The following is a 24,137-nucleotide window of genomic DNA, read 5'->3' on the forward strand; positions in this document are numbered from 1 at the left end:
GCGCAATGTCAAATCAAGTCATTCGAGTCGGCCTGGTGGGTGCTGGCTATATCGCATCCTGGCATGCGCAGACCCTCGCTCAGCTGAAGGGTGTAAAGTTGGCGGCGGTTTGCGATCCAGCGGCGGCAGCCGCCAAGGCTTTGGCGGACAGATACGGCGCGGCCCCCTACTCAACTCTCAGCGAAATGCTGGCGGCAGGGGCTTGCGACGCCGTTCATATACTGACCCCACCGCACCTACACCGGGAACAGGCAGAAGCTTGCCTCGCGGCGGGTGTTCATGTCCTCGTCGAAAAGCCCTTTGCGCTGTCAAGAAGCGACGCGAAAGCGGTGCTTGATGCGGCGACGCGCGCTGAGCGTCTGGTCGCGGTCAATCATAATTTCCTGGGCCTGCCATCCTATCGACGTCTGAAGGAGCTCATCGCCGGCGGCTTTCCGGGGCGCATCGATTCTGCCGATCTTCACTGGCGATACCCGCTCGCTCCTCTCCGCAGCGGTCCCTATGGACTGTGGATGCTTCGCTCTCCCGAAAACCTTCTGTTAGAGCTCGGGCCTCACCTTTTCGCCTTCGCCGTCGATCTCTTCGGCCAACTTGACGATATCGACCTGCGCCTCAGCAAGCCCATCACCCTGCCGACGGGTGTGGCGCTTCCGCAAGGCTGGCTGATCTCAGCCAGAGCCGGACATGTGGACGTGCGAATATCGCTTTCGCTCGTCGAAGGCCCGGACGATCGATCTGTCTCATTGAGGGGTGTTGCTGGCACGGCACGTCTTGACCTTGCCGCCGACACGCTTGTCCTACAAAGGCCAAACACATCGGAGCTCATTCTTGGTCCGCTTTTCAACGAGTTTTCGGCGGCTGGCCAGCATGTTCGGCAGGGTACAGCGAACGCCAAACAGCAGCTTCTCTCGCTGAATCAGAAGTCTCCCTATGCGCTCGGCTTTCTGGGCATGATCGGCTCATTTTACGAAGCAATGGCGCGCAACGAACCGATCGATAGGCGTTTCGACGCAAACTCCGCGGTGACGGTGATCGACGCGATAAAGCGAACGACCGCGTGCATTCCCAGACAAGACAACCCAGCCATGCCGGCCAGCGTCTCCGCCGCGCAGCGACCTGCGACCGAACTGATCATAGGCGGAACCGGCTTTATCGGCAGGTATTTGACGCACAACCTCGTGCAAAAGGGGAAGCGGGTTCGTGTCCTCAGTCGAGGAAAGTCCAATCCATTCCACGAACTTGGCGATCAGGTTGAGCTCGTTCCCGTCTCACCAAATGACCGCGACGGCCTGCGGAAGGCAATGCAGGACATCGAGACGACCTATCACTTGGGGCGAGCGACGGAAAACACGTGGCAGGGTTATCTCGACAACGACGTCGGCGTCACGCAGAGAATTGGCGAGACCGCGGTTGAAGCGGGCGTCAAACTCTTCGTCTACACCGGTACTATCGCGTCCTACGATGCCTCCTCTCCCGGACGAGTGATTACCGAGCAGACAGGCTTCGGTTCAACGGAGGACATGGAGAACCGCAACCTCTATGCTCGGTCGAAGGCACTGTGTGAAGCCAAATTGTCGGAGCTGCAGAAAAACGCGGGGCTGCCACTGGTGATCGCGCGTCCGGGGATCGTTGTCGGCGCCGGCGGACCTTTGCAACACTGGGGAATCGGTCGGTGGAACGGTTCTGCTGCCGTGAAAGTATGGGGCGACGGTCGGAACATTCTGCCATTTGTTCTGGTCGAGGATGTGGCGGAGGCTCTCGCACGCATGTCGAGAGCGGACATTATTGGGCAGTCCTTCAATCTGATTGGCGAACCCATGATGTCGGCATGCGACTACTTTGACGCAATCCAGGAACTGACCGGGACGCGCATCAATGTCCAACGGGGCAACTTGTCGGCTTACTACGTCGTGGACACACTGAAATACAGCCTAAAACGATACCTGCTGAGGCAGGCACACCTTCGACGCCCGTCGCTGAAAGACTGGCGATCACGTGCACACCTGTCGATCTTCAGCAATGCACACGCGAAGGCAGTGCTGGGTTGGGAACCTGAGACCGATCGGCGCAGATTCGCTGAACGCATGATCGGCGGTCCAGCGCTCTTCGGCTACTGATTGAGGCCTCGGGTTGCCAGCCTCCTACGAAGGCTTTGTTGCCCTGAGAAATGTTCTTCTCAATTTCCCAACAACCATGTCGGCCGTTGGTATATTGCGCTTGATGGTCTCCGCCAGAATGCCCAATCCCATGGGGTTCCAAGGTCGAAAGCCACCGTACTCCGTCCGGTCGAGAACAGCGTAGAAGCTGTCATACATGCGCCTGTTCAGGTCAGGGTCTTCGGGTCGGTACAAATATCGCGCGTGCCACGGCTTAGCAGAGCCAATGAGATGCACCACCCGGCCCGAAAGAGTGCTCGGGTTTTCATATTGGGAGGTATTCCAGCTCGGATCCAGAAGAAGGGTTTGCCCTTCGAACACGATATTCAGCGCATCCTGATCCTGTGAATCCAACCTGTCAAAGGCGGCGATCGAAAGTTCAACGAGCTTCCGTTCGATATCCAGTGCTCTCCACGCGGCCAGATCTATGATCAGAAAACCACCGTTGAAATACGTCCGCTCGTCCCTCAGGCCGAGCCTGTGGCGAAGCTCTGGCCACTCTCCACGAGTCCTCACCGATACATCGGCTACGGCAGCAACAGGGTACCCCTGCAGTGATAGCGCGCCGGCTTCCGCAAGGTCGCGGCATACCAAGAGATCGGTATCAAGGTAAATGCACCTGGAAACGGAGCTCGGAAGCATCGCGATGAAGTAGCGAGCATAGGAAGATTTGCTCTTGAGGTATCTCGTCGAACGAAAATGAGCCAGTTTGTCTGCATTCAGTTCGTAGAAGCGAACGCGACCACATCTTTTGTGATTCCAAGAGCGCAGGAGTTTTTCCTGCTCGTCGGGTCCAACTCCCGTGACAAGAACGTGTACATCGATGGTATCCGTACTCGCCTCAAGTGCGGACCTTACGGTTGCAGCGAGCCCAAGAACGGCTCCGCGATCCGCACAGAGAACTATGTCGACTGCCATTTAAAGGCCTCCACCCCGTCTCCATTCCATCGACTCTCGAGTCACATCAGATCAACGGCACCCGCCGAACTAATAGGACTCCGGAATACGATGTAGGACTTCCTCAGCCCCATGAAACGCTCGACTATGATCTTCCCATCAGGGAATAGATGCTGCAATTCCTCTCGCGACACAATGTTCGTGCCCTCGATCATTTCGGTCCATTCAGGCAACTTTTTCTTCCAGCGGGCAATGAACGCCCGCCTTAGTCTTTCGGGATAGAACCACCAGAAGGGCAAACCATTGTGAGCTTCAATGGGGAAATACTCGCACGGCTTCTGAACCCAGTAAGCGCGGCCAAGCCGCTGCACCTCTCGGGCGAAACTGGCGCGCGCCATGCGATCTCCCACATGCTCAATGACACTGTTGCTGAAGACGACATCGAAACTACCATCATTGTAACCTGCGACATCGCAGGCATCTCCTTGTGCTGCATCAGCCTGAAAAGTCGCCTCGGAATGGCACCCTTCGGCAAGATATCCGATTGTTGATGGACGGCAATCAATAACGTGCTTCATGGGCAATTAGCGATTGCACCAACCGAAAAACGACGAACATCAGATCCTTTCGGCATCCAGACCACAGCACTTCCCGCTCATTTATACAGATTCAACACGTAATAATTGACGAAATATACATAACGCGTATCATTCGAATTAATTCATTTTATTCGACGATAGGCTTTATGAACAATGATCGCTTCAATCGAATCCGTCACGAAGAGTACAGATCAGAAACATATTTTTATGGATGTCCCTTATAACTTTTTGACGTTCCATGAAGTGGTAAAGCGCATTGATGCAGAGCGCGGAAGCGGGCACTTTCGCTACGTCGTGACACCGAATGTCGACCATGTTGTTCGGATGCGTGACAGTGTGAAACTGAGACAGATTTACAAGGGATCCTGGCTCTCCCTTTGCGACAGCAAACCCATCTACTGGATAGCGCGCCTCTTGGGTGTCAGGATGACCCTTGTCACGGGATCAGACCTGACGTCCCACCTGTTCCACGAGAGAATTCGGCCTCACGACAGGGTGGTCCTGATCGCCCCCTATGCCGAAGTTGGCCGCCGAATGGCGGAACGGTTTCCGAAAGTTGAATTTCATTGCCATGTCCCGCCGGACGGGCTGATCAACAAGCCTGATGCGATGCAAGCCTGTGTTGCCTTTGCGGCTCAGCATCGACCAGATTTCATATTCATCGCCGTCGGCTCTCCTCAATCTGAGCTGCTGGCCGAAGATATCTCAAGACACCCCGAAGCGACGGGGATCTGCATTTGTTGCGGGGCATCGCTCGAATTCATAACGGACCTGCAAAAGCGTGCTCCACCAATCATGCGGCGACTTGCCCTGGAATGGCTTCATCGGCTTCTGTCGAACCCAAGACGTCTATGGCGCCGTTACGTTTATGCAGTCCCCCCACTTGCCTGGCTCTGCGTCAAGGAAGTCGTCAAGCGAAGCAAGCTGATGGGGAGCGTGAGCACACCCGGGGAAGCGAGCTGAGCGCAGCGTTTTCCTTCGTGCCAAGCGCGGATGACATGATCAAACGCGCCCTCTTCGCGGCTCTGACCTGATCTCGGACCTTCATAAAACGTAGATCGGATGCCGGGACTAGGCTCTTCTTCAACGGCTCGGCTGGGAGTCAAGAAAAAGAGCGAGGAAAGCAACGGGCCCTATCGTCTGGTCCACAGTGTACTCTTGCTGAATGATCACAGCCGGGTGCTCAACAAGATACTCAAAATAGGGCAAGGCGAAGCGCTGCGGCTCGATACGCTTATGGCCAATATTCTCTATCGAGCCCACTTCCGACAATGGTGACCACTCCGGCCCGAAGACCCATCCATAGGCAGAGGCGTTCTGCGGGGCCCAGCCATAAATGGTAATACCTTTTGGGGCCGCCACTCCCATCGACCTGTGATCTTCATGGAGGGGGTGCTCGATCTGGCGCACGCCAATCCCCGTCGTGAAGCTGATGCCTATCTGGTTGGCGCCATGCAGTCCGTGCAGTGTTTGCTGCAACAGGGCCAGGATCTCGGGTGTGCGACGGATCTGATAAGCTCTAAACAGCAACTGGCTCTGAGAGATGTCCGGAGCACCGCCCTGCCCCCACCCCGCTGGCGCGAAAGGGTGCTTCATGCTCGGATAGCTTGAGGTGGCTTGGGTAGCCAGGAGCGATTGAGCCTCTCGGATGATCGTTTCCTCGATTTCCCGGCGGATGGCTTGGTTGGCGCCATTGCTTCGGTAGTAGTCCCAAGCTGCGTCGCCCTTATGCATGTGGAGATCGCGTTCTACCCGCCATCCCGCCTCGAAAACTTCAGCAAACTTGCGATCTCCTTCGAGACGAAAGAGGGAAGATGCGGCTGAAATACGAAATCCAGTAGCAGATGCCTGGAACTGGGCCTTGCGCGAATTCCAGGAGGCAGTCCCAAAGGCGCCCATCTCGTTCGCTGCGGCGATCGCCTCCTTGTAAAAGGTCTCTGGATCAGAATACCCCTCTTCCGCAGCACGCCATGCGGCGAGCGCGCTGTCGCGATAGAGGTGAGCGAGTTCCACCGCATCCAGGGTGGTCAAGATGCGTGCTAAACGCGCTGAAGAAGCCGCATAGCGATAGGTTGAAACGACGTCGGGCGCATACACGTAAACTGGAAAATGCTCGAGATAGCTGGTTGTGCCCGGCAGCGGATGGCTAGTGCTCTCTATGCCGCCGCGAACCTTGCCATCCGGCATCTGCAAACGTCGATAGAAGTCGATATTCCATACCGCCTCGTGAATGAGGTCGCTGACCCCGTCGAGGCTGGCATACTGTTCGAGCGGCAGCACTTCACTCGATTTTGGAATGCCGAACTCGATGCCGCGCTTCTCACTGGGAAGCGCTTCCCAAAGATCAAGGAGAGCATCGGAGACTGCAAGGTGCTGGATTCGCCTGTCCCAGTCGCCGGCATCCATATACCCGCCCCATAACTCTCCCGGCGCCTCAACTCCGGTGTTCCAAGCCCCTTTCAGCCCGTCATCCTGTATGACAAAGCCTCCGGGCCAGTTTGACGACCAGATCAGCGGCAAGGCACTCTGGGTGATCTTCAAATTGGGCCCGGGCCGAAAAGCGCTCGGCCTCCGATAACCGAAGCGTCCGTCGAGCTCGATGCCACTGCGATGATGATAGAGGCCTGCCAAACTCACCGCAGCCACGAAATGCCATCGGTCTTCGGCAATCTCGAAGACATCACTGACACCCAAACCGCCAATGGCGATCCGATAGAGGCCTGGGTGCTCTGGAACCCAGGCGGAGTAATCCAGCTCGTAGACGAAAGTCCCCGCTCGATTGGCCTTATGGGTCGCCACAACCGTCGCATCTGGCGCGATGACGTCGGGCAGCGGCCGTTCAGCATCGACAATGCTGAAGCCTCGCTCGTCGACTTGAAGGACCGTAGCGGCCAGTGCAGAGGCATCCTGATCACCTTGAAGGCGCTGAAAAAGGACGCGTTGCCCCTGCATCAGACCGTGATCGGACGCGTAGAGGTACGGGACCGATCCCGGCCTGAAACCCTCCAACCGATGTGGCGACCCTACGGCATAATCCACGAGAGGCGAAGGAAGACCGTTGCCGGGCTCGGGGTCCCATGGCCGCGCTCGCAGTCGAACGACACCAGAAAAAACGACAGCCCCAGTGTCATCAATGATGGAAAAGGTGTCGATGCCATACCGACTGAAGTCCACCGCACCATGATCAGGACCATTCGGCAGCCAAAGTGAAAGATACGCGGTTTTTGATACATCTGCTGGGGCATGGCCGACCTGCGTGGCGTGCAGCGCCAGGGCGCGCGTCTTCAACGGGTCAAACGTGAACAATTGAGGCTGCAAGCGGCTATCTGGCCAGCTTATCCGGTACTCGCCGGGTTCAAGCGCCCGATCCAGCTTCAAGTACAGCATGTGCTTGAATGCTGCTCCCGACTTCGTCTGCCCGTCATCGCCTCTAAAAAGGCCGGAGTCATACGGCATCGACTTTCGGTAAACGGACATGACGCGCGGCTGATCGTTGATCCGATAACGAGCTGGATCGTCGTAGCTGGTTCTGTCGAGAAATTCATCGGGCGGAGTATCCGCCACTCTAACATGACGCCGCTCTGGGCCGATTACCATCGCCCATGCTCCATTCTGGCGGACCCATGAGCCCACTGGAAGCTCTATGGCGTGGTCCAGACCAGAGATACCGCCACGCATGAAAGCCGCGTCCCGAACTTCGACCGCGATCGTGTCGGGCGTGGCCATTGTTATCTCGTGGACACGCAAGCCTCGTTCCGGGTCTCCGAATGCCTTACCGTCACCAGGCACGCAAATGAGCATGAAGCTCACAAAGAGGAGATGCATCAACGATCTAGCCATACAGCTTATAAACCTTTCCACATTCAAACAGTATGGTACGAATACTGAGCAAAGATAGAGCGCCGCCCATCAAGGAAGATCATGTTGAAATTTGCTTTCGTGGCTATGCTATTTTTGAGCCTTTTTCCAATCGCCCTGCTGATTAGACAATATGCTTGGCTAACGCGACTGTTCTGGCTCAGCTTCGGCGCTCTCCCGTTCCTGCTTTCTTCTGCACCATTTCTGGATGTCGGGATCGCATCATGGGAAGACTGGCACGGCTTCGTTTCAGGTATAGAAGTAACGGTCATCGACCTCCTGGCCTTGATAGCATTATTCATTTTGCCCGCCCATCGAACGCCCGTCATCTACTTTCTGCCATTTGCGCTCTACATTGCCGTTGGGGTGGGCAGCGCGATAGCCGCACCTGAACCATTGGCCGCGACATTCGCCTTGTGGCAGTTTGGTCGTATGCTCTTGATCATGGCGGTCGTGGCGAGGGCATGCGCGTTCAGGGACGTGCCCGATCTCATCCTCAAGGGAATGGTGTTGGGACTTCTCGCCAATTTCCTAGCTGTCCTATGGCAACGCTTTGGCTTGGATCTTGCCCAAAATACCGGTCTCTTCATCCATCAAAACACGCTCGGCATGGCGATCCATTTCATTTTGCTGCCTCATGTGATCATGCTGCTTGCCGGGACAAAGAGACTGACTTACCTCGGTCCGACAATCCTTTTGTCTCTGCTTACGATCATCTTCACCGCCTCGCGCGGCTCGGTCGGCTCGGCTGCGATCGGCATGGCCACAGCCTTCGGGTTTTCCGCCATGCAGGGCGTAACCCAACGGAAAGTGGCCTCGATTGGCGCAGCCTTGGTGGTCGTGGCACTGGCTGCACCCGTCGTTGTGGCCACATTCGAGAAGCGTTTCGAAAGGGCACCGCTCAACGAAGAAGCCTATGATGAGCGCGCAGCATTCAACAGTGTCTCAGCTTATATCCTGGAGGATTTCCCCATGGGCATCGGGCTGAACCACTATGTCTACGCCGCGCAGAACTTCGGCTATTCGGACCGCGGCGGGGTCTTGCCTTTTGAAGCCAATCGCAGAGCGATCGTACACAATGCTTATCTTCTGGCTGCCGCTGAGACCGGTTATCTGGGCCTTGCCGCTTTCATCCTCGTGTTGATCACACCGCTCGCGGTCGGCTTGAGAACGGGCCTACGGATAAAAAATCGAAGAGACAGTGCCATCCAGATAGGATGCGTACTCGCCCTGATCATCGTGTATCTCCATTCTGTTCTGGAATGGATTATCTATTCCAAGGAGATCCAATATATGATGGTGATCACGATGGGTATTATTTTCGGGGTTTCATCCAAATACCTGAGGTCAGCAAATAGGAAAATCCCTCTTGAAAACGATTTAGCCAGAAAAATCATTTGACTGGCCGGCGAAAAGAAAATCTTCTGAGAAGGGCGCCCCCTTTCGCTATTGTAGAGGGCCGGATCAGACTTCTGCAGAATGGTTCTCGCAGAAAGGTAGCTTGCGGTGACCAGTATGAGATCTCGCTGTATCGAAAAACTGCGTAAAGCTGGCCTAACCAGCAAACATCGAGCGAGAACCGCTTCGGCGATATTCACCATCCTTCTAGCAGTTCTTGGCATCCCCGCTCCGGCGAGTGCCTCCGAGACTTATACTCTCGACGTTCAGGATCGTCTGAGAGTGTTTGTGGCGGAGTGGCCAGCACTGAACGTGGAGGTCGCCGTCGGTTCAAACGGCAGTGTAGCGCTACCAGTCGTCGGGGAGATCCGCGCACTTGGACTGGAACCTGCAGAGCTGGCGAGTGCAATAGCCACACGGTTGCAGGACAAGTCCAAACAGCGCCAGCTCCCCGATGTGACGATAGATATTGTTGGCTACCGCCCCTTTTACATCCTGGGCTCCGTCACCACGCCTGGCGAGTATGCCTACAGACCCGGAATGCTGGTGCTGAATGCCGTGAGCATCGCCAGTGGGATATATCGCGCCGTCGGGATATCCGAGTGGGATCTTGCGAGAACGTCAATCAGCGGAATGGGAGAGGCCGAAGTCACGGCACTAAGGCAGGCAACGCTGCGCGCCGAGCAAGTGCGCTACGAAGCGGAGATCAACGACCGCGCCTTTCCACCTGCGCCAGCAGATGCGTCGCCTGCCTTGTTGCGAGCCTTGGAAGAGCAACAGCAGCTCTTCCAAGCAGGCCAGGAAAGTTTCGCGAAACAAACCGAAACACTGCAGGCGATGGTTGAACTGCATGAGGCAGAAATAGAGTCCATCGCGACCCAGCTCGAGACCGTCGAAGCAAACCTTAACGCCTACGAAGACGAGCTTGCGAAGGCGACCCGTCTGGAAGACGCGGGTCTCGCGACCAACCGCCGCCTGCCTCTCCAACGGGACGTTTTCGATATTCAGCGTGAGAAACGACAGTTGGAATTCGAGCGCGTGCGGGCAGAACGGGCTGTGCAGGAAGCAAAGCTTCGCATCGAAACACTGGAAAGCACGCGAAAGGCTGAAGCCCAGGAAGGGCTTCAGCGGACGAATGCGTTGATACGGGAAACCGAACAGCAACTCGAGACACTCGACCAACTGGTGGCGGGTGCCACAGCACAAAGCGGGCAGGTTTCTCCGAGCAGCACCTCCCGCTCACAACCTCAGCTGCGGTACATCATCATTCGCGGGCGTGCTGAGGCCATGCAAGAGATTGAGGCAACCGAGATCACCCCGGTGCTGCCCGGCGACATCATCAAGGTGGAACTTTCGAGCCGGAACGGAATGTGATGTCGAATACATCTGTGCCGCATACACATACTCGGGGAGCAGAGGGGCTCGGCTCAGACGACACGCCCAAACGACGCCCACGCGCGACAGCAAAGAAAATTGAGGTAAGAATGCCTTCGGCTGATTTGAACGATGTCTCTCACGACGCTTTGCCGGTGGCTTCTGACAGCGCCTATGACTTCCGATGGATGGTCCGGACCATCATGGGAAAGCTCCTCCTCGTCATCGCGATTACTGCTTTGTTCGCCGGGGCCGCTGTGGCTTATGTATTTCTTCGGCCGCCAGAATACACGGCGGTCTCCACGCTGAACATCAGCAACCTGAGGCTGAGCATCAGCCGCGACGACGCTTACTTCACCGAGAATCAGTTTGATCCGACTTTCCTGGAGACCCAGATACAGATCATCGACTCTGACACGGTCCTCAATCAGGTCTTGTTAAAGCTGGGCATCCTGGCGCCGCGAGGGAATGAAGCCTCTCCCGAGGAGGAAGCAACTTGGCGCATGGAAGAAGCAAAGGCCCTTGACGAGTTTCGCCGAACGCTTGCGGTACAGCGTCGTGGAATGAGCAATCTGGTGAGCGTCAGCTATACCGCGGAGGATCCGCAATACGCAGCGCAAGTCGCGAACACCGTGTCCGCAACTTATCTGGAAAAACTGGAACAGGACCGGTCCGAGGCCGCAGAAACTGCAAGCAGTTGGCTACGAGAAAGGCTGCAAGAAGTCGGCCCGAATGCACAAGTTGTCTCAGAGGCCCTGCCCCCGGTGGAGAAGAGCAATGTTCGTGGCGTCTTTCTTATTGCAGCTGCAATTGGAGTGGGTGCTGCCGGCGCTGTGGTTCTCATTCTTGCGTCAGCGGTCATCGATAACCGGGTCAAAACACCTGAACAGCTCGCCCGCATCAGCGGCAGACCCTGCTTTGGTCTTTTGCCGACCCTCAGAACTCCAGGGGCTCGCGGCGACAGGCACAGTGTTGCAGTCTTGGCGATGATTGCGAAAGGTGAGCCGGCGCAGCTGTGGCACACGCTCCGCCACATCGACACCAAAGTGGCCAAGCCGGATGGGCATGGCGGGCCGTTGGTTGTCGGATTTACATCGACCGCCACCGGTGAAGGCGCCACGACGGTCGCTGCCAACTTTGCCGCCATGAAGGTATTGCAGGGCCAGCGCACCCTTCTGGTGGACGGCCAGCTCTATGACAGCCAACTTTCCCGCATCCTGAACGGTCGCGGCCAGAGAGGTCTGCGCGACATCTCTTCGAGCGACGGCAAGGATTTGTTGGACTACGTCATATTCGACAAGAACACGGGGTCGGACCTTTTGCCGGTCGGCTTGCCGCCCAGTGAGAAAGAGGCTTCTGGAGTTCCGTCAACACGGCCCCATCGTCCAGGCATGACTGCGAACGCACGCCTAACGCAGCTCTTCGCCTTGTACGACGTTGTGGTCATCGACCTGCCGCCGCTGATAGCCATCGGCGATGTTCAAAGCGCTGCACGAATGGTGGATCAGTTTGTGCTGGTGGTTGAATGGGGGCGGGTGACGAGCGATGTACTGAACGCTGCGCTCACAGCCAATCCCGAGGTTCAGGAAAAGCTCGCCGGCGCCGTTTTGAATAGGGCGGATCAGGCGCGGATGAGGCGGGTCTTTTCGCCGTTAGCGACACTGCTTCAAAAGCAGTCAACGCTCTCGCGAGCCTGGTGAGCAGCCTGAACCTTGTCGGCAATCGGTGCCTATAAAACACAGGACGTTCAAAGAGCTTGCAGTAAATTAGCCCGTGATTTCTCGCCCAGGTTTGTGCCGCTGCTACATATCAATGCATGACATATTTATGCTAGTTTTGGGTGCGACGGTTGATTCTCACTGTTGCTGCACTCGAGAGACCATATGTCACCACGCATCAAGGCACTGCTATACGCCGCGCTCTTTTCGGCAGCATGCTGGTCGGCAGTGGTCGTGATCGCGTCTGGGCTATACTACGGTTCTGAGCCTCGCCTTGACACGAACAACACAGCCAGTGTCACGAAATGACCCCTTGAGTTTGCGCGCCTAATGCTGCGCGGCCACTGCCTTTCCCGAGAAAGTCGCATCCTAAAATCGTGATGTGTTGAGTCCGCTGGTGCGTCCATTTTGGGGTGCAAAGCAGAGAGCCTTTACAGCTGTCCCAAATTGACATGCACAAAGGTTAACAACTGGTTGATAATACACCAGAAGCTGCTTATACTCACAATAGAGCTTTTCAGATTGTACTATTGGGATGTGGTGATTTCATGGCGTACCTTCCGGCGTCTCATCGGCGGATCATTAATATGCGGCGCCAATTCTCCGAATTCGCTCCCCACCAAGCAAAAGCTCGCGCCGAAATTGCAGCCAGTTCGAAGCTAAAACGTTCGCTTGATATTGTCATTTCTGCCAGCGCTCTGATTTTCTTGCTGCCGGCACTTATTGCTTTGGCGCTGCTGATCAAATTGGATAGCCCGGGGCCTGTCCTCTTCAAACAGCGCAGGTGGGGCCTTCGCGGCAGTGTGATCACTATCTACAAGTTCCGATCTATGAAGTCGGACCAGTGCGATACGACTGGTATCAACCAGACAGTTGCGCGCGACCCGCGGCTCACTTACGTCGGGGCTTGGCTGCGGCGGACAAACCTGGACGAGTTGCCACAACTATGGAACGTCTTGCTTGGCAACATGTCGCTTGTCGGACCACGTTGTCACGCAATCGGAATGATGGCGGCAGGTATGCCGTATGAAGTGCTGGTGCCGAATTACGCGGCGCGTCACGCAGTGAAGCCTGGGTTGACCGGGCTTGCACAAGTTCGCGGTTTAAGAGGACCAACCGACAGACCCTCCAAGGCGAAGTCGAGAATTGCGTGCGACCTCTATTACATCCAGAACTACAATATCTGGCTCGATCTCTGGATTCTTGCCACGACGATCAAGAACGAGTTTAGGGGCGGCACGGGCCTCTAGTTTATAGCACCTGCTTAGGATACGTGCCCCTCAAGCATCAGCAAAGGGATTGGATGAGGGGCTAAGCGCGACTGCGCGGGTGAGCTCAGGTCTGCTTCCGAGGCGCCTCACCATCAGCCAGACGCAAATGCTGGCGCATCTTGTCGGACAATACGCGAACATTCGGGTTCAACACCATGCTATCATGGTCCCCCGGCACCTCGACGATGGTTAGGTGGGCGCAATAGTCCGACCAGCCATTGTCATGGACCGCAATGTTGCGTCCCTCCTGCAGCTTCCGCCCGCCAGTGATCCGATAAAGGATCTTCAACTTCGGCCGGAGCAAAACGACATTTCCGCTGTAGGGCACGACTTGATAGCGTTCCAGCGCGCGCAGGAAGGCTTGGTGAACGCGTTCGTTGTGAAGCTCCACTTGTTTTGGCTTTTCATCCAACGCCTCCGCCCGCGCTGCCTGATACTCTGCCCAGCGACGCCGACTGTCGATCCAATTGAAGACGAAGCGCCCACGGTCACGTTGCAGGTCTTGCACCTTCATCAACAACCGATCGATTACGGTCAGCTGCGTCTTGGTCGGCAGTGGAGTGTCGAGCATGAAGAGCTGTGCAACCGTTTCACCAGCTGCCGTCAGTTGAAGGGCCATCTCGTAGGCAATCAATCCGCCACCGGAAAACCCACCAAGATAATAGGGTCCATGCGGCTGAACACGACGAATTTCGGCAAGACAATCGCGAGCCGCCTCCTGGAACGTTTCATGTGGCTCCTGCCCCGCATAAAGCCCCCTGGCCTGCAGGCAGTAGACCGGTCGCTCCTGTCCAAGTTGCATGGCCAGCGAACGCAGGTTTAGGACATTTCCGAACATGCCCGCACAAAGGAAAATCGGCCGCCGCCAGGTTTTGGGCCCCTCCCCCATGACGACCAGATGCGTCAGTTCCTCGGCGGCTGCGCCGACACCTTCGTTCAGAGGCGCCTCCGCATGCGCCGGAGCTTCTTGATCGATAAGGGCGGCACAAGCGGCAATTGTCGGCGCGCGGAACAGAACTGAAATTGGCAGGTCGACACCGAAAATCTTATGGATCATCCGAAACAGCCGGACCGCGATCAGAGAATGACCGCCGACATCGAAGAAGTTGTCGTGAACGCCGACGCGCTCGATACCAAGCAGTTCAGTCCAGCAATTCGCGAGCTTCAATTCCGTTTCAGTCTGTGGCGCAACGTAATTCGTGTCGAGATCCGGTCTGCTAAAGAGCTGCATGCTGTCTTTTTGCAATGTCTCGCTTCGCCGCGCCGCTTTTTCGATCAACCGGTCAAGCGGCAAGGAAGAAAGGATGGGCTGTGACTTGCCGGTAGCGAGTGCACGTTCCAGCAGCTCGAAGCCTTCGGAGGGGCGTATGCCCTGACCAACCTGCAATGCGAAGTCTGCTGCAACCGGAGCCTCGGATCTTTCTGCCCCACCACGAAGGCCAGCACCATTGATCGCTCTGCCAGCGGCAAATCCCGTGTCGGCGGCCAAGCGCTTTACGATGAAGCGATCGACTTCCAGCACCACCCGTCCGTCGAGGTCTGTGATTGTGACATCAAAGACCGCATATCCAGCCTCTGCTGGTCCTGTCTCCGCCAATCGCACATGGCTCAGTATGGCGGAGGGTAGACGACCGTATGCGCGTATACGTCCGTAGGAGATAGGCGCCCATAGGACGTCCGACTGCTCATATTCCCCTACCAGCTCCATCGCAAATCCGGTTGCGATATCCAATAGAGCTGGGTGGAGGTGCCAGCCGTCATCCAAATCAGAAGCAAATTGTTCTGGCAGTGCGAGCGTCGCAAGCGCCTCGGCCTGACCGAGAGATAGCTTTTTTAACACACCCCAACGTGGGCCGAAGTTTATTCGGCCCTCTTGAATGGATTTCAGTGCTGCACCGCCAGACGCTTCGACAGTCGAATTCCAACGCGTGTCAGCGTGGTCGAATGTCGAAATCGACGGAAGGAAAGAGGCCGACGGAGTTTGAGTCCGCGGAACGATCCTGGCCTCCGCATAGACCCGGAATGGAGCTTGGTCGTCGGCACGGGCGCCCGGACCGGCAGCGACAATGATCTGAAGGTGGTTCTCCTCTGCCTCGATCCGGCAGCGTATGCGTTTCTGGTCGCCATCGGCTATATCAAGCATACCGAGGAACACCAGATCCTCAAGGTCGACGTCAGATACCAACCCGTACTCAATGACAGCCTGCATCATGAGCTCGACGTAGCCCGTGCCTGGCAGAATGGCTTGTCCGGAAACCAGGCGATGCTCGTTCCATATCCAATGGCTTTCCGGAGTGGCATCGAATTCAAGCCAGACATTACCCTCCAGGTCTTCTACCCACCTCTTGAACAAGGTGGATTGAGAGACGTCGCCAATTCGGCAGTTCTGCGGCCGCTGGTTCTCGCGGATCGCACGCGCTGCGATACCGACTTCGTTCCACACGCCCCAATGCACGGCCACTGTTTTCCTGCCCTCGGCAGCTTGGCTCTCGGCGTAAGCGTTCAAGTAGGCGTTGGCCGCGACATAATCCACTTGGCCCGCAGGCGCGATATCGGTACTCGTCGAGGAAAACAGGATGAAGTGGTCAAGCGGCTCATCCTTCAAAAGCCGGTGCAGAACGTCTGTCCCATAGACTTTGGGCGCCATCACCTGTTCGATCTCTTCGGGCAACTTAACCTGGATGAGATTGTCCTTCACAAGGCCCGCCGTATGCAGGACGCCGTGAATTGCACCGAACTTTTGCTTGGCCGAAGCGATGACCGTGGCCATTTGTTCTTCGTTGCAGACATCCGCCTCCAGATAGCAGACTTCTGCGCCGGACTTCTCAAAGTCCTGCAAGGCCCTGATCGCACGCACCATTCGGTCATCGCTACGATGCAGGCGGCAATAAAGTTCCCATTCCGACCGCTTGGGCAGCTTGCTTCGTCCGACCAAGACGAGGCGCGCCCGATAGCGCTCAACCAAGTCTCGGGCCAACACCAGAGACAGGTCGCCGATCCCGCCTGTTAGAAGATAGACGCCACCTGTCCGGAACTGCGGCTTACCGCTCGTTTCTGCGAGGGGCAAAGACGTGTGCCCCGCCTTGTAGCGCCGTCCCCGACGGTGAGCGACAACTTCGCTTACGGGCGACGCACACAGTTCCTCCCAGACAAGCGCGAAGCCTTCATCCTCAAGATCCCCTGAAGACACTTGGCCGCCAGACAGCCACCGTTTTTTCTGCTTGGGCGCCGCTAGCCCGATATCGACCACGCGGACGGTAACCCCATCCAGTTCCTTCGGCATCACAAGAGCCGGTCCAAGGACGGTCGCCTTACCGGGATATGGCAGAGGTTCATCCCCCACCCGCTGCATGCCGTTAGCCACGACCGTCAGGTGGGCACCTTCTACCCCAGCATCCCCCATCGCTTGGCCGAGGTGTAGCAGGCTGTAGAAGCCGTGTTCCTGCGTCCTTTCAAAAAAGCTCGACCCGCGGCGGTGACGTTCATCCGCTGTCAACAACCAGAGATGCACGACTTGAGAGGGAAAGCCCGCTCCGTCCACCAGGCTTGACAACAGCGCGTCGTACCCAGCTTTTCCGTCCTCGGGGCACAGGCGATAGGCCTGTGGAGAGACTTGCTCGAAGCCATCGCCGACGGCCACGGTGGTGACCTGATGGCCCGTGTTTCGCAACCTCGTCGCGAGACGCTCGCCCAACCCGGCATCATCCATGAAAATCAGCCAGGAAGCAGGTGCGGGTTCGGCACCTACCGGCGCATCGGACGCTTCTTGCCGCCAGCAGGGCCGATAACCCCAGTCGCTCATGTTCTCATGACGCACAAGCTGAGCAGCCTCTTCCTTGGCAGGTACAGACTCGTTTCGTTCAATGAAATAGCGCTGCCGCTGGAAGGCATAGGTGGGCAATGTGACCAGCCGCCCCTTGGTGGTGGTGTCCGGATCGACTGGCTCGATCGGCAAGCCAAGTGCCCAGGCACGCCCGACAGCTGCAAGGAAATGAAGATGATCGTCGGTCTCGTATTCGGGATGCGGAAGGGTATTGATCACCTGATTGGCTTCAATGCCCGGCTGCGCCTTCGCGAGCGACGACAGCGCGCGTCCAGGGCCGACCTCGATATAGACCCGCGACGGATTGTCGGTGAGTTTGGCCATCCCCTCTGCAAAGAGAACCGTTGAACGCAAATGCCTGACCCAATAGCCCGGATCGCGCGCCTCCTCGTCTGACAGAAGCTGCCCCGTCAGGTTCGAGAGGATCGGAATGTCGGGAACATTCAAGCGGATTCCCCGCAAGAACGCTTCGAAACGAGGCAAGATGCCGTCCAGCATTCGGGAATGCGCGGCGATATTGATCGGGATCCGGCTCGTGTCGACGCCCTGCTCGGAAAGCGCTTTCGCGAAACGATCAAGATCGGCGTCGCGACCCGAAACAACGCAGAGTTCGGGCGCATTTACCGAGGCCAGATCCAGTTCCGATGGCAGCAGAGACCGCAACTTTTTCACAGAAAGCGGCACGCTGAGCATGCCGCCGGGCTCGACGCTATCAAATAGCTGGCCGCGCAAGTGGACGAGATTGACCGCATCGCGATAGCTCATCACCCCGGCGACACATGCAGCAGCGTTCTCGCCCATCGAGTGGCCGATCAACGCGCTCGGTTTCAGCCCCCAGTGCATCCAAAGTCTCGCCGTAGCGATTTCAGCAATGAGAATGGCAGGCAACTGCACCGAAGGGCGTAGAAATGTTTCCGCGGCGTCTGTCTTGTCATCCGAAGCGAACCAAGCCGCTCGTATCTGCGTCGCTGATAGAGAGGGCAGATAGGAAAGACCTTCGTCGACCCAGTTCCGGAACCGATCGTTCTGGCGATACAGGCACTGCACCATCCCAACATGCTGCGCGCCGCCGCCTGGGAATAGAAATGCCGCCTCGGCGGTCCCGTCCAGCGCTGAATGCGAGAATAAGCGCCTGTCATCGCTGGCAGAAAGAGCAGCGAGCGCATCATCCCGACCGCGCACCGCCACGACCCGACGATACTCGAAATGCTGACGCCCTTTCAGGAGGGTATGCGCAGTGTCCGCGATGTTCAGATCCGGATTTGCGGCCAGCGCTTGCGCGGTTCGGCCCACCTGCCCGTCCAGGGCCTTGCGGCTTTTCGCGCTGAAGATCAGGACGCTGGCTACATCATCGTCGATCGCGGCCTTGGCGCTTGGGCGCGGCGCTTCTTCGACAATGACATGGGCATTGGTGCCCCCGACCCCGAGTGAGTTCACAGCAGCCCGTCTCGGACCCATTCCTGCTGGCCAAGGCACCAGTTGGTTGTTCACCAGAAACGGGCTGTTGGCGAAATCGATAGCCGGATTGGGCTTCTCAAATCCCAGGGTCGGAGGGATCGCGCCATTCTTTATCGCAAGGGTCGCTTTGATAAGGCCCACAACGCCGGCTGCCGTATCGAGGTGGCCAATGTTCGATTTCACTGAGCCCACATGGCAGAAACTTGTTTTGCTGGTGCTCTGGCGAAAAGCCTGGGTCAGAGCTTCGATTTCGATGGGATCGCCCAGGGCCGTTCCTGTCCCGTGGCACTCCACAAACTGGATCGACTCGGCGTCGATCCCACCCAACCCCTGCGCTTCGATAATGGCTTCCGCCTGCCCCGTCACGCTGGGGGCCAGGTAGCCGGCCTTGCTCGCGCCGTCGTTGTTCACAGCGGACGCCTTGATCACGCCATGGATGATATCGCCATCAGCGATAGCGTCGGCCAACCTCCGCAAGACCACGACCCCGGCACCGCTGCCGAAGACCGTGCCAGCCGCGCGATCGTCGAACGGCCGGCAATGACCGTCAGGAGAAAGGATCTCTCCCTCCTGGAAGACATAGCCCCTGCGATGCGGCAGTTCGATCGTGGCGCCGCCTGCCAGCGCCATGTCGCATTCGCCATTCAGAAGGCTTTGGCAGGCGTAATGGACAGCAACCAACGAAGTGGAACAGGCGGTCTGAATGTTGACGCTGGGCCCCCGGAGATCAAAAGTGAAAGACGCCCGCGTCGCCAGAAAATCCTTGTCATTCCCAGTGTGGCGCAAAAGAAACATACCGGTCTCGTTGACCAGTTGCGGGTTGCTGCAGACATTGAAATAGAAGTAGCTACCCATGCCGCAGCCGGCGAACACACCGATCGGACCGGCCACTGTATTGGGCGTGCGCGCGGCTGCTTCCATGGCTTCCCACGCACACTCGAGAAACTTGCGATGCTGTGGATCCATGATCGCAGCCTCCTTCGGGCTTAACCCGAAGAATTCAGCGTCGAACAATTCCATGTCCGTGATATCAGCCGTGCGTGCGACGTAATTGGGATGGCCCAGCCGGGCGGCGGTTTCACCAGCGGCCAAGGCCTCTTCGTCAGGAACCGCACGGATGCTTTCAACGCCGGCTTGCAGATTGCTCCAGAACTCATCTGTTGTCGTTGCACCGGGTACGCGAAGCGCCATCCCGACTATAGCGACATCGTTCGGGGACACGTCAAACTGTTCTTGCATTTTTCAAGCGCTTCTCAAACGACATAAAATCACAACACTGCATCAGTTTGCACGTAACAAGAATTTCTGATGAACTTGATCCAAGCACGTCAACTTTAACAGCAGTTTATATAACCAACACGACGAATGTGAATTGACCCTCTTGGAAATGCAACATACGCTGACACAGATTTTTTCGCGGATACTATATCCATCGAAGTTTTCAGATCGGGCGATTGATCCACCGCGAAGGCCAACGCATGGAGCCACGCGAGGAGCTATGTTTGACTTCATTTGAGCATCTCATCGCGTTGTCGCTCTTGCTTTTGAACGTTGCAGTCCTGGTCCTGGTGATCATGTATGCTGCACAGATCTTGGCCGCACTGCGTCCAGAGCCGAGAACCAGGCCGGCGGGCCCGGATGCCTCTCGACGGGTTGCCGTTCTTGTCCCTGCTCACGATGAAGAAGACGGGATTGGTGCGACGCTGGCCGCACTTCGACGGGCAATGACCGAAGGCGACAAACTTCTGGTCATTGCGGACAATTGCTCCGATGCGACTGCGAGCATAGCGCGCGCGGCAGGTGCCGAAGTCGTTGAGCGGCATGATCCTTTGCACAGGGGAAAGGGCTTTGCCCTCGACGCTGGTTTGCGTTATCTCGCGCAATCGCCCCCGGACATAGTCATCGTGATTGATGCGGATTGCCTCCCCCAACCGGACGCTCTCCGTTTGCTGGCAGAGATCTCCTGGAGCAGCGGCCGGCCGGTGCAATCGCTTTATCTGATGCAGGCGCCGGCTGGTGCTCCATTGGGCACCAAGATCAGCGAATTCGCTTTCATGCTGAAAAACCGGGTCAGACAGCGGGGCCTCCAGCGGCTCGGCCTACCCTGTTACCTGACCGGCAGTGGCATGGCTTTTCCCTGGCAGGCCATCAAGGAGCTGGACCTCGCTGATAAACACCTTGCCGAAGACATGAAGATGGGCCTGCAGCTCTCCCTTGCAGGACATCCGCCGCAGTTTTGCGAGCAGGCCGTTGTCCTGAGTGTATTCCCAGAGACGACGGCGGGACTGAAAACTCAGCGCGGCCGCTGGATTAAAGGCCACATTTCGCTGATCGCGACGGCCTTGCGCGCGCTACCGACCGCAGTTCTTAGAGGAGACGTGACTGCGGCTCTCGCGACTGTGGCGACCGCAATCCCACCGTTGACTTTGTTCGTTCTCCTCCTCGGCCTTCTCCTCGTCCTGAACTTGGTGGCAAGCGTGTTTGTCGAGGCGGGATCCGCAGCAGTCTTGCTGTCCCTGTTCAACCTGACTTTGGCGCTGGCGGTAACGTTCGTCGCATGGCTCAAATTCGGGCAAGAACTCCTGCCTCCGCGCTCCGCTGCGCGTGCAGTCTGGCTAATCCTGGCGCGACTTATAGCGGCGCCGATCTACTTCATCGGGTTGCGCTCAACGAGCTGGATGCGCACCGATCGCAGCCGCAGTGGCAAGTAGGCCATAGCTCACTTCCGAACTGATACCTCCCGAAACTTGCAGGTCACGCCCCCAAGGGCAGCCGACAATTCTGCAATCACACGAGCCACGACAGGGGCATTCTTCGGGAATCCACGTCTCCGTATAGGTAGGCAGGGATCGGGCTCCGGCGCATTGCCTCGCGAAGCAGGATCAATTGGGCCAAAGACCCAAGAAAGGCGTGCCGTATCCGAGTTCGATACGAATTAAGAGAAGCAGTGCGAGCACTGAAAAGAAAATCGCTTGGAGGAGCAGGTCCTGTCGAACAAAGGACATGTCTTGTGAGATCTGGCCAGCAAGCAGCGGCAGGTAACGCATCATTTCGCTGGCGATAATGGCCAGAATGGCTCCTGGGAGGCCCAGGTAATGAAGCCCGATGGGCGTGATGCAGATCAGGGTGAGCAACTTGACGATGTTGCCCGCCACCCCGAACCCCGGTTTGCCAAGCCCCAACATCGTGTACTCATTGACGGTCGCCAGAATGGCAAACCAGCTCGCGATAAGGAGCAAGGAGAGCATCCACCCAGCCTCCCCATATCGAGCATCATAGATGATACCGATCGCAATATCGGAGACGACCACAACGGATGCCACACCAACCGCCATGAGGAGAAGAAGCTTGAAACGCAGGGGTCCGACTTGTTGCCGCAATGTGCTGCGGACGGCTCCAGCATTGGCTGACATCAGCGGAAACACGAGCTGAAAACTGATGCGTGCAATAAGGGTCGCGGGCAGTTCGGAGATCGTGCGCGCGATGGCATAGACGCCAAACACCGCGAGCGGCACTGATCGCGCCAGGAAAAGCTTGTCGAAATTGCTGCTGAGAAACACCAACATCGACGACAGAAACATCCACTTACCGAAGTCGAGGATCTGCAAAACATACGACCGCTCCCATGCGAACCAATTACGGGAGCGTGGAAAGAGGTAACTCGCGCAGGTGCGCAGCAAAGCAACCACCACGCCTGCAATCATGATCGACCACACGTTGGCGCTAAAGTAAGCAAAACCGAGGACGAGCACGAACGTGACAATGTCGGTTAGCAGATCGAACATGTTCAGCCGCTTGAACTGCATGTTCCGCTGTAGATAGTGGAGTACGGTCGACGAAAAGCCGCTGACCATGAGGGTGATGGCGCCAAGTTGCAGGACACCCGGCGGGACCTCATAGAATTCACCAAGGGGATAGGAAGCGATCAACAGCGCCGCGCAAAGCAGTGAATTTCTTAAAACCTGCAATGTCCAGACGGTGTACCGAAACCGTATGTCCTCTGCATTTTCGTTCCGCACGACAGACTGTCCGATCCCGATGTCAGTGAGGAGCTCAGTCCCCGCCTTTACGGTCATCACGATCATCAGGATGCCAAAAACATCCGGCGCCAACAGGCGTGTCAAAACGATGTTCGAAGCAAAGCGGAGGGTTATCGTCAGGCCGAATGTCCCCGCAGTCCATAATACACCGTTGAAAAGTCGTTTCTCTGAAATGGATGACATCAGTATTTCTTTCGTCAGCCGGGTTTCCGGGAGCGGGACTAAAAGAGGAAGCGTATGGTCCTTGGTGGGAAGGAAGTGTTTTGATCAGCGAACGGCAGCTTCGAAGCTTCGGTGCAGTACTTCTGCAAGATCACGTATATCATGCATGAGCGCGACACGCTGTTGGCCAGCAAGTCCCATCTTGAGCAGGTCTTCCGGTGAGGCAAGAAGCGCCGAGCGCATGGCAGCGACAAGCTCATCGTGGTTCCCGGGGGAAACGAGCCAGCCGCAACTCGGATCAACCAGTTCGGGAATGGCGGTGATTTTGGTCGTGATAACCGGACGAGCCAGAGCCAAAGCCTCCATCAAGACGATCGGCAAGCCTTCCTGGTAGCTCGGCAGCAAAAGGGCGCGGCTTTCACTGATCAAGCGTCTCACGTCCGCATTCGCCGCCCATCCCAGGAAGACAACGGAATCGCCCCCTTCCAGTCCGTGGCGTGCGACTTCCACCTCGATCTCACGGCGACTTTCGCCGTCTCCAACGAGCAGGACCCGCAGATCAGGAAACTCGCCCTTGAGCGCAGCCACGGCGGCAGGGATGTGGACCTGCCCCTTCTGTGGACAAAGCCGTCCCACACAGACCAGAGTTTGATTGTTTGGCGCCGTTGGCTGGGATGCCTGAAACTCATCGAGATTGAGACCGCAGCGTGCGATGACGATCTTGTCATGATCGCGCGGGGCCAAGCATCGGTCTGTCAACAAGGTCCGGCAGTACTCTGATATGGCAACGACGAAGCTTGCATTCTGGATCTTCAGCCCAAAATTGGCGGCGGTCTCGTTGAAGAACTCGTCGGGTCCGTGAGCCGTGAAGCTGTATCGCGGCCCACCCATCAGATGCGACAGCATCACGACGGTCGCCGGGTTCGTTCCGTAATGGGCGTGAAAATGCTCGATCTTGGGATTGCGTGCTTCTTCAAGAAGAGCGGCCGCTTGCATGAGATATGCCGCGTGTTGCACAAGCCCCGACTTCCCCTGTCGAAGAAGTTTGAGCGATGCAATGAGCGCACGCCCGACCCCTCGCGGATTGCGGAAAGCCACGCGGCAAAGAGCCTTGAGGAGGTCAAGTTTGCCTCGTTGCAGGAGGTAGACTGTTCTCGAAGCTTCCAGAATGTCTCTGTCATCGACGAGGGCGTTCGCGAAACTTCGTGCCGCAAACCGGAACACGACCTGCCCACGGGCTTCAATCGCCTCGATTTCACGCCTGATGAAAGTCGCACTCGGCACCGGATAGGTGTTGAGGAAGTAACCAATATTCACCACAGCCCTCGCCAAGTACCGGCATTACGACACCATCATATCGACAGTGCTGATAGGATCATTCCA

General features: G+C 57.1%; 13 protein-coding genes. 7 read left to right on the forward strand and 6 right to left on the reverse strand.

The features are described from left to right. Positions 1–5: 5 nt before the first annotated feature. A complete protein-coding gene (locus M1E12_RS10590; RefSeq protein WP_479564674.1) occupies positions 6–2,117 on the forward strand; it encodes a Gfo/Idh/MocA family oxidoreductase in 2,112 nt (703 codons plus the stop codon). A 24-nt stretch (positions 2,118–2,141) separates the two neighbouring features. On the opposite strand, the gene M1E12_RS10595 is transcribed toward M1E12_RS10590, so the two are convergent. Further along, positions 2,142–3,074, reverse strand: a complete 933-nt coding sequence (locus tag M1E12_RS10595; protein ID WP_479564675.1) for a glycosyltransferase family 8 protein — start codon at positions 3,072–3,074, stop codon at positions 2,142–2,144. A 41-nt stretch (positions 3,075–3,115) separates the two neighbouring features. Beyond that, complete coding sequence (locus tag M1E12_RS10600; RefSeq protein ID WP_479564676.1) at positions 3,116–3,631, reverse strand: methyltransferase domain-containing protein; 516 nt, start codon at positions 3,629–3,631, stop codon at positions 3,116–3,118. A gap of 174 nt (positions 3,632–3,805) precedes the next feature. Between M1E12_RS10600 and M1E12_RS10605 the strand changes: the two genes are divergently transcribed. Then, positions 3,806–4,615, forward strand: coding sequence for a WecB/TagA/CpsF family glycosyltransferase (locus tag M1E12_RS10605; RefSeq protein ID WP_479564677.1), 810 nt, complete (start codon positions 3,806–3,808; stop codon positions 4,613–4,615). Positions 4,616–4,735: 120 nt separating this feature from the next. On the opposite strand, the gene M1E12_RS10610 is transcribed toward M1E12_RS10605, so the two are convergent. Further along, the gene (locus tag M1E12_RS10610) at positions 4,736–7,378 is read right to left on the reverse strand and encodes a glycoside hydrolase family 9 protein (protein WP_479564678.1); all 2,643 of its coding nucleotides are present in this window, start codon (positions 7,376–7,378) and stop codon (positions 4,736–4,738) included. A 195-nt stretch (positions 7,379–7,573) separates the two neighbouring features. Between M1E12_RS10610 and M1E12_RS10615 the strand changes: the two genes are divergently transcribed. The 4 genes from M1E12_RS10615 (at position 7,574) to M1E12_RS10630 (ending at position 13,250) form a co-directional block, all read left to right on the forward strand. Then, positions 7,574–8,911, forward strand: a complete 1,338-nt coding sequence (locus M1E12_RS10615; protein WP_479564679.1) for an O-antigen ligase family protein — start codon at positions 7,574–7,576, stop codon at positions 8,909–8,911. Between the two features lie 114 nt (positions 8,912–9,025). After that, positions 9,026–10,282, forward strand: a complete 1,257-nt coding sequence (locus tag M1E12_RS10620) for a polysaccharide biosynthesis/export family protein (protein WP_479564680.1) — start codon at positions 9,026–9,028, stop codon at positions 10,280–10,282. 110 nt (positions 10,283–10,392) lie between these two features. Next, the gene (locus M1E12_RS10625) at positions 10,393–11,982 is read left to right on the forward strand and encodes a CpsD/CapB family tyrosine-protein kinase (RefSeq protein ID WP_479564681.1); all 1,590 of its coding nucleotides are present in this window, start codon (positions 10,393–10,395) and stop codon (positions 11,980–11,982) included. Positions 11,983–12,548: 566 nt separating this feature from the next. After that, the gene (locus M1E12_RS10630; protein WP_479564682.1) at positions 12,549–13,250 is read left to right on the forward strand and encodes a sugar transferase; all 702 of its coding nucleotides are present in this window, start codon (positions 12,549–12,551) and stop codon (positions 13,248–13,250) included. 85 nt (positions 13,251–13,335) lie between these two features. Here the strand turns inward: M1E12_RS10630 and M1E12_RS10635 are convergent, their stop codons facing one another. Continuing rightward, a complete protein-coding gene (locus M1E12_RS10635; RefSeq protein WP_479564683.1) occupies positions 13,336–19,791 on the reverse strand; it encodes an SDR family oxidoreductase in 6,456 nt (2,151 codons plus the stop codon). A gap of 263 nt (positions 19,792–20,054) precedes the next feature. Here M1E12_RS10635 and M1E12_RS10640 point away from each other — a divergent pair, with 263 nt between their 5' ends. Then, on the forward strand, positions 20,055–21,263 hold the full coding sequence (locus tag M1E12_RS10640; RefSeq protein ID WP_479564684.1) for a glycosyltransferase family 2 protein: 1,209 nt from the start codon (positions 20,055–20,057) through the stop codon (positions 21,261–21,263). A gap of 171 nt (positions 21,264–21,434) precedes the next feature. On the opposite strand, the gene M1E12_RS10645 is transcribed toward M1E12_RS10640, so the two are convergent. After that, the gene (locus M1E12_RS10645) at positions 21,435–22,775 is read right to left on the reverse strand and encodes an oligosaccharide flippase family protein (protein ID WP_479564685.1); all 1,341 of its coding nucleotides are present in this window, start codon (positions 22,773–22,775) and stop codon (positions 21,435–21,437) included. An 84-nt stretch (positions 22,776–22,859) separates the two neighbouring features. Further along, the gene (locus tag M1E12_RS10650; protein WP_479564686.1) at positions 22,860–24,071 is read right to left on the reverse strand and encodes a glycosyltransferase family 4 protein; all 1,212 of its coding nucleotides are present in this window, start codon (positions 24,069–24,071) and stop codon (positions 22,860–22,862) included. Positions 24,072–24,137 lie beyond the last annotated feature (66 nt).

It is taken from the genome of Rhizobium sp. K33 (genome assembly GCF_056501445.1).

Coding starts and splice junctions, on each gene's coding strand:
- M1E12_RS10590 (WP_479564674.1), top strand. CDS start 6: ATGTCAAATCAAGTCATTCGAGTCGGCCTGGTGGGTGCTGGCTATATC.
- M1E12_RS10595 (WP_479564675.1), bottom strand. CDS start 3,074: ATGGCAGTCGACATAGTTCTCTGTGCGGATCGCGGAGCCGTTCTTGGG.
- M1E12_RS10600 (WP_479564676.1), bottom strand. CDS start 3,631: ATGAAGCACGTTATTGATTGCCGTCCATCAACAATCGGATATCTTGCC.
- M1E12_RS10605 (WP_479564677.1), top strand. CDS start 3,806: ATGATCGCTTCAATCGAATCCGTCACGAAGAGTACAGATCAGAAACAT.
- M1E12_RS10610 (WP_479564678.1), bottom strand. CDS start 7,378: ATGGCCACGCCCGACACGATCGCGGTCGAAGTTCGGGACGCGGCTTTC.
- M1E12_RS10615 (WP_479564679.1), top strand. CDS start 7,574: ATGTTGAAATTTGCTTTCGTGGCTATGCTATTTTTGAGCCTTTTTCCA.
- M1E12_RS10620 (WP_479564680.1), top strand. CDS start 9,026: ATGAGATCTCGCTGTATCGAAAAACTGCGTAAAGCTGGCCTAACCAGC.
- M1E12_RS10625 (WP_479564681.1), top strand. CDS start 10,393: ATGCCTTCGGCTGATTTGAACGATGTCTCTCACGACGCTTTGCCGGTG.
- M1E12_RS10630 (WP_479564682.1), top strand. CDS start 12,549: ATGGCGTACCTTCCGGCGTCTCATCGGCGGATCATTAATATGCGGCGC.
- M1E12_RS10635 (WP_479564683.1), bottom strand. CDS start 19,791: ATGCAAGAACAGTTTGACGTGTCCCCGAACGATGTCGCTATAGTCGGG.
- M1E12_RS10645 (WP_479564685.1), bottom strand. CDS start 22,775: ATGTCATCCATTTCAGAGAAACGACTTTTCAACGGTGTATTATGGACT.